A 14,983-nucleotide genomic window follows, 5' to 3' on the forward strand; every position below is an offset into this window, starting at 1 on the left:
CGCATAATAACCCATTTCATGCACAATACCCGTTATAAATCCTCTCATGGCAGCCTCTTTTTTATATTCCTTTATTCATACAGCGGATATTTTTCACAGATCTTTGTCACTTCACCTCTAATGTAATCAGCTTTACTTTCAAAATCCGTTGCAGCCAACCAGATACACTCAGCGATCTTTTCCATATCCTCTTCCTTTAAACCTCTTGAGGTAACAGCAGGTGTTCCCACACGGACACCGGAAGTTACAAACGGGCTTCTTGGATCGTTTGGCACCGCATTTTTGTTCAGGGTGAGATAAACCTCATCGCAGCGGTTCTGCAATTCTTTTCCGGTTACCTCCATACCTCTTAAATCGATCAGCATGAGATGGTTATCCGTACCGCCTGTCAGGATGTGGAATCCCTGCTTGATCAGGGCGGCAGCCAGAGCCTTTGCATTTTTTACCACCTGCTCCTGATAGGTCTTAAACTCAGGCTTTAAGGCTTCACCAAAGCAGACGGCCTTGCCGGCGATCACATGCTCTAAAGGACCACCTTGGGTTCCGGGGAAAATAGCCTTATTAAAGTTAAATTTATCCGCAGCTTCCTGATTTGCTAAAATCATTCCGCCTCTCGGTCCACGGAGAGTCTTATGAGTAGTCGTTGTCACTACATCCGCGTATGGGATGGGGCTTTCATGGATTCCTGCCGCAACAAGACCGGCAATATGAGCCATATCTACCATAAGATAGGCTCCCGCCTTGTCTGCAGCCTCACGGAATCTCTTAAAGTCAATGGTTCTTCCGTAGGCGCTGGCACCTGCCACGATTAATTTGGGCTTGTGCAAAAGTGCAAGCCTCTCCATCTCATCATAGTCAATAAAGCCCTCGTCATTTACGCCGTAAGGGACAATATTAAAATACAAACCGGAAAAGTTGACGGGGCTTCCATGGGTTAAGTGACCGCCATGGTTTAAATTCATGCCCATAACCGTATCCCCTGGCTGCAGCATGGCAAGAAAAACCGCCATGTTGGCCTGAGCCCCCGAATGAGGCTGGACGTTGGCATAATCACAGCCAAATATCTTTTTCGCACGCTCTATGGCAATGGTTTCAACAATATCCACATCTTCGCAGCCGCCATAGTAACGCTTTCCCGGATAGCCTTCTGCATACTTGTTGGTAAGCACAGTACCCATTGCCATCATGACCGGTTCTGAAACAATATTTTCCGATGCAATCAATTCCAGGTTTCTTCTCTGTCTTGCGCATTCTTTTTCAATGGCTTCTCCTACTTCCTTATCGTAGCCGGTGATAAATTTCATTACTTCATTTACCATGTCCACTCCCTCACTTTTCAATTTATTTTTACCACATTTCCATTGTGGTAGATTATAAGACATTCTTCCTCACAATGTCAAGGATTTCTCATCTTCTGATTTGGCTTCCGCCATTTCCTTTCCGTAAAGAAGATGATCCGCAAAATTATGCTCCCTTTCTCTGTCATACACACTTTGGAATCTTATAGTTTTTTATCACAATCTGCAGTGTTTTATTTCCATTGTATTCATTTACGGAAGGATAATAGATCACATCCAGGGCCCGCCTGTCTCCCAGCTCTTCCAAAAAGGAATCCCCGTCAGCAAACAGCATGGCATCCATTGGCGTCCCCTGTTCTGTGGCAAGGGAAAATTTGACGGCATTCCTGTTTTTTCCCAAAACACGGACACTTCGGATGTTTAGTCCCTTTTGAGCAAACAAAGGCTTTTCATTGCCCTGGCCGAAAGGCTCCAAGAGCTCCAGTTCTTCGATCAAAGGCTCATTTATGTATTCCAGGGGCATGGGAACGTCGATCCATACCTTTCGTATGAAGTCCTCCTCCGTCAGCCTTGCCTGTTCATTTAAACATTTCCTGAATTCATCCACATGATCTTTAAGAAGGGATAAGCCGGCTGCCATGGGATGGCCGCCGAATTTTAACAGCAGTTCTTTCACCCCCACCAGGGCGTCAAACATATGGTAGGTATCAATGGAGCGGCCGGAGCCTTTGACACACTCCTCCCCATCCGTCAGGACAAACGCCGGCTTCTGGAAATATTCCCGCAGCCGTCCTGCAATGATCCCCGCCAGGGATTCATGGCACTCCGGTAAATATACCACCAGAACCTTATCCTCCCCATAAAGGGCTTCCACCTGTTCCACTGCCTCGCTGGTCCCCTGCTTTGTCATGTCCTTTCGCTGGTCATTCAGTGCCTTTAATTCCAGAGCCATTTGATCCGCTTCCTCTTCCTTCCGGCTAAGAAGCAGGGATAATGCCAGCTTGGCTGTCTGCAAGCGGCCTCCCGCATTTAAACAGGGACCGATCACAAAACCGATCTGGTAGGCGGTTATCTGATCCTTGTCCAGATCGTTTCTCTCAATAAGCTTTAACAGCCCCATGCTCTTTGTCTGCCCGATCCGTTTCAGCCCTTCCTTTACGATGATCCGGTTCTCATCCTGGAGCTTCATCACATCGCCCACTGTTGCAATGGCAGCGAACTCCACCATCTCAAGCCATTTCTCCATAGGCACATGGAATGCCTCATAAAGAGCCTGAACCAGCTTATAGGCCACCATTCCCCCGCAGATATCCGGAAAAGGATATTGGCACTCCTCCTGCTTTGGGTTTACCACCGCATCTGCGGGAGGCACAATCTCACCACCGTCGTCCTTCATAATATCATGGTGGTCTGTGATAAGAACCGTAAGTCCCAGCTCCTTTGCAAGCCTGATCTGCTCCACTGCGGCGATTCCATTATCGCAGGTGAGTATGGTATCAATGCCATCCGCAGCAGCGGCCCGGATAATGGATTCATTGATCCCATATCCATCCTTTAGCCGGTCCGGGATCTCATAGTCCACCACAGCTCCCACCTGGGACAGGGCCTGATACAAAAGATAGGTGGAGCAGACTCCGTCAATGTCATAATCCCCGACAATCCTTATGGGCTTTAACTGCTCCGTCTTTTCTTTAAGTATCGCCACAGTCCGGTCCATATCCTTAAGAAGATGCGGGCTATATAGATCCTTTAACCCCCCGTTTAAGTATTTTTCCACTGCTTCATGACCCATCACATCCCGGTTTCTTATGATTCTCGCAGTTACCGGTGAAATGTGGTAGCATCTTGACATCTCCTCAAAATCAGCCCTCTTTGTCTGAAGCATCCATTTCTCTTCTGCCATGTTTTGTTATCTCCCTGCAAACGGCTCTTTTAGCCAGTTCTTCCTTTTCATTTTCTGCTGTCCAGGCTTCCGCACCGCCTTCCTTTCGTTTTTTCGCCGCATCAAGCCGGTTCATTAAGCTGGTAATGGAATAGAGGATAGGGGCAAAATCACCGCGGTACGCTTGCTCACAAGTAGATTTCACCTCAAAATTCTCACTTCCGATCTCCCGGAACAGGTATTTCTCATCATCAATGATGTGCTTAAGCCGCTCAATCAGCTGGTTGACAGAATTGGTCAGAATTCCGATCTCGTCTTCGGAGCGGTAGGGAAGGTATACCTCCAGATCTCCATTGGCAACTCTCCTGGTCCCTTCCACAAGGGCCTTTACAGGCTTGTCTATGGCAGTAATAATATAAATCACCAGAAGGGAAATGATTCCGCTGATCAGGCAGATGGTTATGATTTTTATCTTCGCAAGCTGTTTATAAAGATTATCCCCGTGAATGCTGGCCGCCTCGGACCCTTGGCGGTTAAAGTCCGCAACCTTTAAAAGCCCGTTGCTGGCATCATCAAATAGCTGCCTGGAATCCCCTATGATCATATCAAAAGCTTCCTGGGCGTGGTTTTGACGGCTAATGATCAGCAGACGGTCGCTGTATTCTAAATACTTATTCCATTGTCCTTCTGCCTCCTCCATTAGCTTCCTGTCTGATTCATTGGTGATATAATGCTCATAATCCTTAAACCCGCGGGCAATATCCTCCCGGATCTGGATCATTTCCCCCTCCAGCCGGTCCATATCCTTATTATCGCCGGTGATGGCGTGGTTAAATTCCTTAATGCGGTAATCTGATGTCCTGGTATTCAGTTCCTCGGCAATAATGATGGCCGGTACCCAGGACTGGGAAATTTCCGTACTTGCTTCATTGATCTGCCTGGCTGTTATCACGGATTCCGTTCCCATGAAAATCAGTCCCATAATGCTGATCCCACCTAAGAGCAGGAGCTTTGTTTTGATGTTAATATTTCTGATAAATTTCAGCTTCATAGTGCTTTAATTCTCTCCTCCTTAACCGGTAATCCGGTAATTCTCTTTCCACAACCTCCCAAAATGCATGGGAATGATTCATTTGTCGGCGGTGAGCCAGTTCATGCACCACCACATAATCTGCCAGCTCTTCAGGAAGGAGCACAAGCCTCCAGTTAAAGTTTAAATTCCCCCTGGCACTGCAGCTTCCCCACCGGGTCGCCTGATCACGTATTGCAATTTTCCCATAGTCCACCTTCATAACTTCAGACCACCTGGCCGCTTTATCCTCCAGATACCCTCTGGCTTCCCGCCTGTACCAAAGCTTCACAGCCTCTTTCACGGCAGCTTCCTGCTCTTTCTCCTCAATGGATGCCATTGGACCGGAAACCACCAGACTCTCCTTTGTATTCTGTACACAAAAAGCCTTCTTTTTAATATCAGGCCTCACATGAAGGAGGCGGCTGTTTCCGTAAAGAAGCACAGAAGCCCCTTCCGCCCAATGAAATGCATTCTTTTGCTCTGACGCCCTTCGGATCTTTTCCACCTGTGCAAAGACCCATTCTCTGTTTTTGTGCACCAGTTCATGTCCTGCACTGAAGGGAAGGCGCCTTGGAAGCCTTACGAAAACCTCTCCCTCTTTCGTGACCTGCAGAGCCATGGTACGCCTGTCCGACTTTATGATTTTATAGGAACATGGGTTTCCATGGTCAAAGGAAATCACGCCTGTTTCCCTCCTGCAGTCAGGATTTTCTGATTCCATATATCTGATTCCCAACTTTTTATCTTCCTCTTCTCTCTTTCATATGCTTAACCCGTAACCCCAATTATAGCGAATAAATGGAAAAGAAACAATACATATCTGAAAGCCTGAAACGCAAAATAAGAGAACCCGGCAGGCAGGTTCCCTTCTTCCTTATGATACGAAACCGTCGGAAATTTCTTTCAGTCTTTCATAATCCATGATCCGGTACCCCTTATCCTTTTTTAGAATTCCGTCATCACAAAATTTCTTTATGATAAAGAGCACATGGCGGTAGCTGATATTCATATACTCCGAAACATCCGTATGGGGTATGGTGTATTTCCCATTTTGCTGATGCTTAAGAATAAAGGAAGCGAGCCTTTTTTCCAGGGAATAATTTAAGTATTCACTCAACCGGTAGCTTCTAACCATCAGCTTATTGGAAATATAGGACGCAAAGTAATAGGAAACTTCCGCCTCCCTTTGGCAGATTTCTTTTAACCGGTCCAGCTCAAACTCCAGACAGACCACATCCTCTATCACCTTATTCTCCTTGATGTAATCTTCTTGGCGGAATAAAGAAAGCTCTCCAAGCCAGTCTCCTTTTCCTGAGAAATCAAGAATAGACCGGCGCCCGTTTTCATGATCAATATAGATTTTCACCATTCCGGAAAGGATCAGATAGCAATGAGTGATCCTCTCATCCACATGAAAAATATTCATTCCCACTGAAAAATGTCTTTCTTCTCCGGCCGCCGCAAGGCTGTCCGGTATTTCATATATATTTTTTTTCATTTTTTGCCTCCTGATGAATCAAGCGGATATGCTTGCATATCCAGCTGATTCACAAACCTTTATTCCTCATATGATAATTCTCATAGCCGGCATCCTATATTTTATGGTATCATATACCCGAGGTGAAAACAATGAGCAGAAAAAAAAGAAACGACCTGGCCGTAACCATAATATCCTTTGTGTTTTTCGGCTTCGGGATATCGCTGCAGTTAAAGGCAGCCATCGGGCAAAGCGTCTTAAATGCATTGGCAGTAACATTATCTTACACCATACAGATGAAGGTGGGCACCATACTCAATGGGATCAATACGCTGTTCTTCATTTCCTATTTACTTTTAAGACGCTCCCGTTTAAACTATAAGGATGCAATACAGATTATTGCAACCATTGCAAACGGATATATCATCAACCTGTTTCTGTATCAATTACTTTCTATCTTTACCGTTGAAAGCTATTTTTACAGAATCATACTTTATTTGATCGGCATTATAATCGCTTCCGTCAGCCTGGGAGCCGTCCTTGCAATCGGAATCGTAAAATTCCCTCTGGAAAGCATGTGCCTTATCATTAGTGAAACGTATAAAAAGAAGTTCACCGCTGTCCGTATGAGCTTTGATGTGATATTCTTAATCGTCACTTTATGCCTGACCGTATTATCACATACCCCTCTGCAAATAAGGGAAGGAACCGTAATCAGCATTCTTCTCCTGGCACCGCTGCTGGGGATCTGTTATGAATTTTTCAAAAAACATTTAACTATGGAGGAATAAATACATGTACCGGATTTTTTTACTGGATATTGACAATACCCTGCTGGACTTTGATGCTGCTGAAGAGCAGGGCTTTATAAAGATGATCCAATCCTATGATTTGGAATATAATGATGAAATGCTGTCCCAATATAAAAAGATGAACCGCCATTTATGGGACTTATTAGAGCAGGGAAAGATCGGAAGAGAGGAATTGCTTAATACCCGCTTTCATGAATTCTTCCGCCTTTATGACACCGAAATTAGCGGAGAAGAGGCGGAAGGACGTTACCGTGAGCATCTTGGAAACAACTCCGATTTAATCCCTGGAGCCAAGGGAACACTGATCAAACTGAAACAAATGGGGAAACAATTATACACCGCGTCAAACGGCGTTTATTCCACCCAGATCCAGCGTCTTAAAAACGCCGGTATCTACCATCTTTTTGACGGAATGTTCATATCGGAACAAGTGGGGTATGAAAAGCCATCCCTTTATTTTTTCCAGCACTGTTTTAATAATATCCAGAACTTTGAAAAGGACAAGACCATCATGGTGGGAGACAGCTTGTCTTCTGACATTCAGGGCGCAGTCAACGCCGGCATTGATTCCTGTCTCTTTAACCGCTCCCTTGAGACACTTCCCACCGGCGCGACCCATACCATTCATGATATTTCCCAATTGTTAAACTTTTAACCTTTTTTATTCATCATTGCCCGGCGGCACCTGCTGCCGGGCTTTCTATCAGATCCCTTTCATGAACTTTGACGGTGATTTCAAGGTATACTTTTTAAATACCGCACAAAAATGCTTGTAATCCGTAAACCCTGTTGCATCAGAAACCTCGCCGATCCGGTATTGCCCGGTATTTAAGAGAACAATGGCCTGGGAGATCCGGTACTTGTTTAGAAAGTCCAGGAAGGTCTGCCCTGTCACCTCTTTAAATTTCCGGCTTAAATAACTGGCGCTGACTCCCAGCTTATCCGATATGGATTCCACGCTCAGCTTATCCCCATAGCCTGACTTGATTTCCTCGATAGCTCTGGAAACATACTTGTTTTCTGAAAGGTCCAGCTGCATATAGTATTCCAGGTTCATGACACCAGCATCTGATTCCGCCTGTTCCATCACATATTCCACCTGGCGGCTGCTTGCGATTTCCTCTCCCAGTTTTTTCATAAGAACCGCCAGCTTCTCTTCATCCACCGGCTTTAATAAATATTCGCTGACCCCGGCGGATATGGCCCTTCTTGCATATTCAAATTCCGCATAGCTTGTCAGAAGAATGCTTTTAAACTTCACGCTCCTGGAGGCTTCCTTGATCATCTCAATCCCATCCATAAACGGCATGCAGATATCTGCAATGACCACATCAGGCTTATGCTCCAGTATCTTTAAAAACCCCTCCTGCCCATTGGCCGCCTCAGCTACCACCATGCAGTCCATTCCCATCCAGTCCATGGTATAGATTAACCCCTTGCGGATAATATCCTCGTCTTCTGCTATCATCACCCGTAACATCACAATTCCTCCCTTTGTGCCGGAAGGGTCACCACAAGCGTTGTGCCAAGCCCTTCTGCACTGCGTATCTCCACCCCATACGGCCTTCCGTAAAGAATTCTGCATCGCCTGTGTATGTTATAAAGCCCGGAATGCCTTTTGTTGTTTTCCTCCTGCTCCAAAAGAGCCTGTATGTCACTTAAAACCCCTGGAGTCATTCCGATCCCATCATCCCTGCAGATCATGATCAGCCGGTCTTTGTGAATATAAGCCTTAAGCTCCACTTTTAAATATTCCTGGTTGCCAAACCCGTATTTTACTGAATTTTCGATCATGGGCTGAAGCACCAGCCTGGGAATCCGGCAGGGTAATGCCTCTGCTTCCACGTCAACCACATAGGAAAACCGGCGGTTAAACCGGTATTTTAAGATGGTGAGATAATTCTCCAGGTGCTCTAAATCCTCCTCTAAGGTAACCTCTGCCCTGCTGCCATCTAAGCTGTAGCGCAGCAGGTTTGAAAGGCTGAACACCATTTTCCCGGCTGTCTCCGGCTGGATGATGCACATATACCGGATGTTTTCCAAAGTATTAAACAGGAAATGAGGGTTAAACTGGGATTCCAGCTGCTTATTCTGTGCCGCCGCCACCAGCTCCGTCATCTTTCTGTTATTCTCCATCTGCAGTTTTAAGCTGGCAATGGTTTCCCGGTAGGCATCGGCTATGATCCGGAATTCATTTTCACTTTCTATCTCTATGGAAGCGTCTAAATTCCCATCTCTGGCTTTCTCCATGACATGAAGGAGGAGGTAAAAATCCCTGGTCTTCCGTTCCGTTACCTTTTTCGTGCTGATCAGTACCCATATGGTCATCAGCACAAGAGCCGTTATAATGAGAGCGCTGCTAAGCCCCAGGGAAAACACGATATTCTGGATATCCGTAACAGAATAGACCAAAAACATTTGATGATACGATGGATGGACGGATATGAGAAACATCTTCTTTTCATAAGGCAGATACTTCCCTGCCGTCTCAAGCACCTTTAAAACCTGGCTGCTGCTGCTCACCAGATTATAATTGCTGCTTAAATAAACCCAGCCAAACCGGTCCGCAATGATGGTCTGGCTTTCCGACCGGTCAAGTACCGGCTTAAACTGGCTGCTGTTAATGGTAAAGACCAGATATCCCGCCTTTTTATCTCCCCGGCTCACTGCAATGCCCATGGCAATATCCCGGTCCGAACCCTTCCAGGCTTCCATTAAACGCACCCTGGTTTCCCCCGGATTCTCATCCATTGCCCCGAACATCCCCCATCGAAGGTCCTCTCTGCCCGATAAGTAATCCGGGATATCCTTTCTGGTGGATAAAAGCAACCGCTTTTCTCCGTCAAAAACATAAAGCTCCGCCTTATATCCCAACTGGTCGGACATCCGGTAAAATTCCTCAAACACGGCCGTCCGCCCGGCCGTACCGGAATTAACATCAAAAATCAGGTCAGAATCCGAAAGCGCCTTAAGCTTCTCCTCATACCCTGTAAGGACTTGCTCCAGTTCTTCCGCTACGAAAGCATTGTGGGACTCATTCCCGCTTTCTTTTCCATAAAGAAGGACCGCAAGAAAAACCAGCGTACAGATCAGAGTAAAGCCTACGGCCGGAATGATGGCATACCCCATGATCAGGCGGCGCAGCTCATCTTTGAAATACCGTCCCTTTTTCATGCTCCCTCCCTATTCTAATTCAGGGTGCTTTGAAAAACCTCTGAAAAACGCCTCAGCCATTCCAGTTTGTTCTCCTTTACCACAGCTTCCTCATCATAAATGATGTGGATCGCCTTCTTATCCAGCAGATACTCCGGTTCATTTACATCCGTTCTCACGGAACGCCTTCCAAGGCTTTCAGAGATAACCGTCTGGGCATCCTTACCCGTTACAAAATCCACAAACTGCTTTGCCGGCCCCATATGGCCGGACCCCTTGATGATACATACCACATCCGGTTTGGATATGACGCCCTCTTTCATATACACCACGCTGACCGGATATCCGGAAGCAATGTAATGGGCTGCCCCCTCTTCAAAGGTAAGCCCCACCGTATAGCGTCCCTCAGCAACTCCCTGATATACCTCAGAAGAGCTTTGAAGCAGCATTCCGTCAAGATTTTTGCAAAAAGCCTCCACATAATCCCAGCCTGCCTCCGGGTCCCCTTTTCCCATGGTATAAAGCATATTGATCAGATGCTCAAATGCCGAGGAGGAGGTGGCTGGATCGCACATGGCAATCTTACCGGAAAGTTCAGGTTTCAGAAGGTCCCCATACCCTTCTATGGAAAGATCCCCTGCCAGATTGGTATTCACCATAAGAATGCTTGGAACATCTGTAAACCGGGTCATGTTCCCTTCTTTATTCCTGTAATCTTCCTGGACCATGGATTCATTTTTGCTGATATAAGGCTCAAACAGCTCACTTTTGGCCATAGTGGTAGACAGGGAGCCTCCCCAGAAAATATCACACCCGGGTTCCTTCCTGTCCTCCACCATTTTTAGCAGTTCTCCCGTTCCTCCCGTGCATACCTCCACCTTAATCCCGGTCTGTTCCTCAAACTCCGATACTATGGGATTAATAAATTCCAGGGGATGAGGGCAGTACACCACCAGCTCCTCATCCATATGAAACTCCGCCGGCACTGTCTGGGAACTGCCGGAGCAGCCTGCCAGACTGGCAATGCACAGAAGGGCCGCCGCACATCCGATCCAGCCTTTCATAGTCCCTGTTTCCTGCCCTTCAAACTTATTATTATCATTCTAACACAGTACTACAGGATGTAAACACCCTTTGGATCAAAATCCAGACAAGCCTTTTCTCCTACTTCATAAATCCTGCGGTTAACCGGATTATAATCCGTAATCTGAATCTCCATATCTCCCACCATGACCTGATAGTACTGATAAGACCCCATGAAGGTGGATAAGGTGACCAATCCCTCCAAAATGCCCTGCTCCGCCAGGATCGCTCCCTCCGGCCGGATTACCAAAGTTGCCTCATCCCCGGCATGGGCGCCGGCAAAATTATTTACTTTGAACTCCTTGCCTGCCACCGAAATCATGGCCTTTTCTCCTTCATCAGACAAAACCTTTGCCTTTAAGAAGTTGGCTTCGCCAATAAAATCAGCCACAAATCTGGAAGCGGGATGATAATAGATCTCCCTGGGGCTTCCGATCTGCTCTACCTTGCCCTTGCTCATAATGATGATCTTATCGGAGATGCTCATGGCCTCTGACTGGTCGTGGGTCACATAGATTGCAGTAATCCCGATCTTCTGCTGAATCTTTCGGATCTCAGTCCTCATGGTCACCCGCAGCTTGGCGTCTAAGTTGCTTAATGGCTCGTCAAAAAGTAAGACTCCCGGCTCAATAACCAGGGCTCTGGCTAATGCCACCCGCTGCTGCTGACCGCCGGAGAGCTGGTTCGTCATACGGGATTCCATTCCCTCCATCTCCACCAGCTTTAATATATTCATGACCCGTTCCCTGACCTCCTCCTTTGGAACCTTCCGGATCTTAAGTCCATAAGCCACGTTGTCAAACACATTGTAATGAGGCAGTAAGGCATAGCTTTGGAACACCATGGCAGTATCCCTTTTATTGGGGGTCAGATGGTTGATCGCCTCTCCTCCCAGATAAATCTCCCCTTCATCAGGGCTTTCAAAGCCCGCGATCATACGAAGGGTGGTCGTCTTACCGCATCCCGATGGCCCCAAAAGAGTAACAAAGGTTCCCGGCTCAATATCCAGAGTGGTATCCTTTACCGCATAAAACTCCTTGCCTGTCTTTGGATCAATGTATACCTTAGAAATACGCTCCAGCCGAACGCCTTTTTTCTGTTTTTCCATGTTATCTTCCTCCTGTTAATACTTAATCCTGGACTTCCTTCACAGCTCTGCTGACACCAAAGAGTTTCATCATAGCATTCATAATGAGGACCGCGCCATAGGTAATGAGGATCAATACGGTTGCATAAGCGCAGGCTACACCGTAATTTCCCTTTTCTGCCTGCTCATTGATCTGGCAGGTGATCAGCAGAAAATCTGGTGTCACCAGCAGAATGATGGCGGAAATGGCCGTAATACTGCGGACAAAGGCCGTTACCAGACCGCTGAAAAAGGAATCCTTAATTAGAGGAAGGGTAACGGACATAAATACCCTGGCAGAATTTGCTCCCATGTCATAAGCGGATTCCTCTATGGATTTGTCAATCTGGCGCAGGGCGGATATCCCGCTTCTGGTACCGGTTGGAAGGCTTCGGACAATAAATACGATGATCAGTATGAGTCCGGTCCCATAAAGGCCGCTCATAAATCCGGAGCGGAACAATCCGTTTGCATAACCCCGGATATAACCGATACCAAGAACCGTTCCCGGAACTGCCATGGCCAGCATGGAAACAAACTCAATAAAGCCCTTTGCCTTAAACCGTTTCTTAACCACAAGATAAGAAATGACCATGGAAAGAAAAGCAGTGAGAGGCGCAGCAATTAGGGACAGCACAAAGGAGTCCTTAAATGCCTTTAATCCGCTGGTCTTAAACATGTAGTGAAACCACTTAAGGCTTAAGCTGTAGTCCCTTCCCCACAAGGTAAATAAAGCGCCAAAAGGAACCATGATGTACATCAGCAGCACAAAAGCCGCAATCACGCCGCAGAAACAAGTCAGCGGGACGGTCACACTCTTATCCTCAATGAGCATTCTCATACGGGAAGCCTTTCCAGTTAAGGTAGCTGCTGTTTTCTTTTCCAGATAATACTTCTGGATCAGGAACAGCACTACTGTCAGGGAAAGCAAAACCACCGACATAGCCGCCGCGCCCGTGGAGTCATAGGCCCCCGTCACCTGTAAGTAAATGGTGGTGGCCAAGGTATCATAAGACCCTCCGATCAGCATGGGATTTGCAAAATCCGCCACAGACTCGATAAAGGTCACCAGGAATGCATTGCCAAGTCCCGGAAGCAAAAGGGGAAAAGTTACACTGGAAAATACCTTCCATCTGGTGGCCCCCATATCCCTGGTAGCCTCCTCCAGAGAAGGATCTATGTTTTTTAAAAGCCCCTTTAACATTAAGTAACATACGGGAAAAAATGTCAGAGTCTGGACAATGGCAATTCCCTTAAGCCCATAGACATTGGAATCGTATATCTGAAGCAGGGACCGGCTGATCAGGCCGCTCCTTCCGAAAAGCATGATCATAGAAAGGGATAAAACAAATGGCGGTGATACCACCGGAAGCATGGAAACAAGCCCAAAGAGCTTTCCCAAAACCTTGGTCTTTAACTTCACATACACCTCAACATAAGCAAACAGCAGTCCGATTGCCGTGGAAGCGGTCCCCGTGATAAATCCAAGAACAAGGGTATTTTTAAAAGCATTCTGGAACCGCTCCAGGTTCAGAACCCTCTTAAACACGTCAAGTGTAACAGTTCCCTCCGTATAAAAGCTGTCTATCAACAGCATAAACAGAGGATAAAGAATAAACAGTGCAAGAAAAATAAGCAGAACTGCAATCATGCTGACCATAACCGGATCTGAAAAAAATTTTTTCCGCTCCAGCCGGGTACTCTGCAAGCTGGCCATAAAATGTCCTCCTTTCGTCATTCCAGGCAGGAGTCCTGGCTCCCATGATGTAAAAATGCTGCGTAATGGCCTCTTACGCATTACGCAGCATGTTTCTCCATACAGCCGGACGTTTATTTCCTGCCTTTTGTCTCCTACTGTGTCAGGAAACGGTTGGCATCTGCCTTTTCAGCAGAGCTTCCCAAGGCTTCAAAGAAATCTTCCACATATTTTGCACTGTTTTCCTTTGCATCCTCAAAATCATAATCAATGGTATTATTCATATCCAGGCCAAACCTTACAGCCTCTTCCGGCTGTTTGGCGTTCTTTAAAACCAGGAACTGATAAGCGCCGTTTTCCTTAGCAAGATCCACGCACTCCGGTGACAGGGCATATTCGATCCACAGCTTTGCTGCATTGGGATGAGCAGCGCCCTTAAAGATCGCAGTTGCTCCTACCTCAAAGGAGGTCCCATCCTCAGGAACAATCAGCTGAATGTTGTCATACCCCTGAAGGATCTGGTAAATCCCGTCATGAAGGAAACCGATTCCAATGACGCATTCTCCAGGTCCAACCATCTTAGATGGGCCGGAACCTGATTTAGTATACTGTGCAATATTCTTGTCCAGCTTTTTGAAATATTCCATTGCGGCATCGTGGCCCTTCATCTGGACCATAGTATTGATCACCAGCTTTGCCGTACCTGCCGTATTGGGATTGGACAGCATGATAAGTCCTTTATACTCTTCTTTTGTCAGATCATCCCAGGTTTTCGGAGCTTCCAGCCCGAGCCTCTTTAATTCTTCCGTATTCACCATGAAGCCAAGGATTCCCTTATAAATACCATACCAGCTGTTTGTAGGATCCTTATATTGGTCTCCTATAAGATTCTTGGCATTTACTGCATCATAAGGCATTAAAATCCCTGCTGCAACCGCTTCATTATAGGGGTCAGTCGTTCCGCCGAACCACACATCTGCGGAAGGCTTTCCTCCCTCCTCAGAAACCTTGGTGTAAACCTCCGAGGTAGAAAGTCTCTGGAACTTTGTCTTAATACCATAAGTCTTTTCAAAATACTGGCATACTGCAGCCAGATGCTCCTCTTCACAGGAGCCATACACAGTTAATTCCCCTTCTGCCTGGGCTGCCTTGATCAGTTCAGATAAATCTCCATCTTCCCCTGAGTCCTTTTTCTCTTCCCCAGCAGCAGCCGTTGTCCCGTCTGCCGTCGTCTGCGTCTCCGCTGCAGTCTCTGCCTTAGTAGCCGCTGCCTCCTGCTTGGAACCGCATGCGGTCAGGCTGAGAGCCGCCGTAAGCGCCAGCAAAAATGCTGTTCTTTTCTTCATAATAGATATCCCTCCGTTCTTTTTCTGTTATTTCATCA

At 46.7% G+C, this 14,983-nt stretch carries 13 protein-coding genes; 2 read left to right on the top strand and 11 right to left on the bottom strand.

The window, feature by feature from the left end; translation table 11 throughout:
- Positions 1-71: 71 nt before the first annotated feature.
- The 5 genes from glyA to AC27IJ_RS21415 all read right to left on the bottom strand — a co-directional run bounded on the left by glyA (position 72) and on the right by AC27IJ_RS21415 (position 5,750).
- On the bottom strand, positions 72-1,319 hold the full coding sequence (glyA, locus tag AC27IJ_RS21395) for a serine hydroxymethyltransferase (protein ID WP_312446299.1): 1,248 nt from the start codon (positions 1,317-1,319) through the stop codon (positions 72-74).
- A 163-nt stretch (positions 1,320-1,482) separates the two neighbouring features.
- On the bottom strand, positions 1,483-3,201 hold the full coding sequence (recJ, locus tag AC27IJ_RS21400; protein ID WP_312504273.1) for a single-stranded-DNA-specific exonuclease RecJ: 1,719 nt from the start codon (positions 3,199-3,201) through the stop codon (positions 1,483-1,485).
- Positions 3,161-4,231: an MCP four helix bundle domain-containing protein gene (locus tag AC27IJ_RS21405; protein WP_312446302.1), complete on the bottom strand. Its 1,071-nt coding sequence runs from the start codon at positions 4,229-4,231 to the stop codon at positions 3,161-3,163. Before AC27IJ_RS21405 ends, recJ begins: the two co-directional genes overlap by 41 nt.
- The gene (locus AC27IJ_RS21410; RefSeq protein ID WP_312504272.1) at positions 4,203-4,988 is read right to left on the bottom strand and encodes a M48 family metallopeptidase; all 786 of its coding nucleotides are present in this window, start codon (positions 4,986-4,988) and stop codon (positions 4,203-4,205) included. The genes AC27IJ_RS21405 and AC27IJ_RS21410 overlap by 29 nt, the downstream gene beginning before the upstream one ends.
- Positions 4,989-5,126: 138 nt before the next feature.
- Positions 5,127-5,750 carry a cyclic nucleotide-binding domain-containing protein gene (locus tag AC27IJ_RS21415; protein ID WP_312446306.1) on the bottom strand — a complete coding sequence of 208 codons (624 nt, stop codon included), beginning with the start codon at positions 5,748-5,750 and terminating at the stop codon, positions 5,127-5,129.
- Positions 5,751-5,881: 131 nt separating this feature from the next.
- Here AC27IJ_RS21415 and AC27IJ_RS21420 point away from each other — a divergent pair, with 131 nt between their 5' ends.
- Together AC27IJ_RS21420 and AC27IJ_RS21425 are read left to right on the top strand one after the other, a co-directional pair.
- Positions 5,882-6,520 carry a YczE/YyaS/YitT family protein gene (locus tag AC27IJ_RS21420; RefSeq protein ID WP_312446307.1) on the top strand — a complete coding sequence of 213 codons (639 nt, stop codon included), beginning with the start codon at positions 5,882-5,884 and terminating at the stop codon, positions 6,518-6,520.
- Positions 6,521-6,524: 4 nt separating this feature from the next.
- Positions 6,525-7,196, top strand: a complete 672-nt coding sequence (locus AC27IJ_RS21425; RefSeq protein ID WP_312504270.1) for a YjjG family noncanonical pyrimidine nucleotidase — start codon at positions 6,525-6,527, stop codon at positions 7,194-7,196.
- 48 nt (positions 7,197-7,244) lie between these two features.
- On the opposite strand, the gene AC27IJ_RS21430 is transcribed toward AC27IJ_RS21425, so the two are convergent.
- From AC27IJ_RS21430 to AC27IJ_RS21455, 6 genes are all read right to left on the bottom strand, one after another.
- Positions 7,245-8,021: a response regulator transcription factor gene (locus tag AC27IJ_RS21430; protein WP_312446310.1), complete on the bottom strand. Its 777-nt coding sequence runs from the start codon at positions 8,019-8,021 to the stop codon at positions 7,245-7,247.
- Positions 8,021-9,715, bottom strand: a complete 1,695-nt coding sequence (locus tag AC27IJ_RS21435) for a sensor histidine kinase (RefSeq protein WP_312446311.1) — start codon at positions 9,713-9,715, stop codon at positions 8,021-8,023. The genes AC27IJ_RS21430 and AC27IJ_RS21435 overlap by 1 nt, the downstream gene beginning before the upstream one ends.
- 14 nt (positions 9,716-9,729) lie before the next feature.
- Complete coding sequence (locus tag AC27IJ_RS21440; RefSeq protein ID WP_312504267.1) at positions 9,730-10,758, bottom strand: ABC transporter substrate-binding protein; 1,029 nt, start codon at positions 10,756-10,758, stop codon at positions 9,730-9,732.
- A 50-nt stretch (positions 10,759-10,808) separates the two neighbouring features.
- Positions 10,809-11,885: an ABC transporter ATP-binding protein gene (locus tag AC27IJ_RS21445; protein WP_312446313.1), complete on the bottom strand. Its 1,077-nt coding sequence runs from the start codon at positions 11,883-11,885 to the stop codon at positions 10,809-10,811.
- 22 nt (positions 11,886-11,907) lie between these two features.
- Positions 11,908-13,620 (bottom strand): ABC transporter permease, encoded by a 1,713-nt coding sequence (locus AC27IJ_RS21450; protein WP_312446314.1) that lies wholly within the window; start codon positions 13,618-13,620, stop codon positions 11,908-11,910.
- Between the two features lie 134 nt (positions 13,621-13,754).
- On the bottom strand, positions 13,755-14,945 hold the full coding sequence (locus AC27IJ_RS21455) for an ABC transporter substrate-binding protein (protein ID WP_312446317.1): 1,191 nt from the start codon (positions 14,943-14,945) through the stop codon (positions 13,755-13,757).
- Positions 14,946-14,983: the final 38 nt, after the last annotated feature.

Source organism: Lacrimispora sp. YZC11, from assembly GCF_057543815.1.

What these genes read in the sequence shown, in the direction of transcription:
- glyA (WP_312446299.1), bottom strand. Translation starts at nt 1,319, where the DNA reads ATGGTAAATGAAGTAATGAAATTTATCACCGGCTACGATAAGGAAGTA.
- recJ (WP_312504273.1), bottom strand. Translation starts at nt 3,201, where the DNA reads ATGGCAGAAGAGAAATGGATGCTTCAGACAAAGAGGGCTGATTTTGAG.
- AC27IJ_RS21405 (WP_312446302.1), bottom strand. Translation starts at nt 4,231, where the DNA reads ATGAAGCTGAAATTTATCAGAAATATTAACATCAAAACAAAGCTCCTG.
- AC27IJ_RS21415 (WP_312446306.1), bottom strand. Translation starts at nt 5,750, where the DNA reads ATGAAAAAAAATATATATGAAATACCGGACAGCCTTGCGGCGGCCGGA.
- AC27IJ_RS21420 (WP_312446307.1), top strand. Translation starts at nt 5,882, where the DNA reads ATGAGCAGAAAAAAAAGAAACGACCTGGCCGTAACCATAATATCCTTT.
- AC27IJ_RS21425 (WP_312504270.1), top strand. Translation starts at nt 6,525, where the DNA reads ATGTACCGGATTTTTTTACTGGATATTGACAATACCCTGCTGGACTTT.
- AC27IJ_RS21430 (WP_312446310.1), bottom strand. Translation starts at nt 8,021, where the DNA reads ATGTTACGGGTGATGATAGCAGAAGACGAGGATATTATCCGCAAGGGG.
- AC27IJ_RS21435 (WP_312446311.1), bottom strand. Translation starts at nt 9,715, where the DNA reads ATGAAAAAGGGACGGTATTTCAAAGATGAGCTGCGCCGCCTGATCATG.
- AC27IJ_RS21440 (WP_312504267.1), bottom strand. Translation starts at nt 10,758, where the DNA reads ATGAAAGGCTGGATCGGATGTGCGGCGGCCCTTCTGTGCATTGCCAGT.
- AC27IJ_RS21445 (WP_312446313.1), bottom strand. Translation starts at nt 11,885, where the DNA reads ATGGAAAAACAGAAAAAAGGCGTTCGGCTGGAGCGTATTTCTAAGGTA.
- AC27IJ_RS21450 (WP_312446314.1), bottom strand. Translation starts at nt 13,620, where the DNA reads ATGGCCAGCTTGCAGAGTACCCGGCTGGAGCGGAAAAAATTTTTTTCA.
- AC27IJ_RS21455 (WP_312446317.1), bottom strand. Translation starts at nt 14,945, where the DNA reads ATGAAGAAAAGAACAGCATTTTTGCTGGCGCTTACGGCGGCTCTCAGC.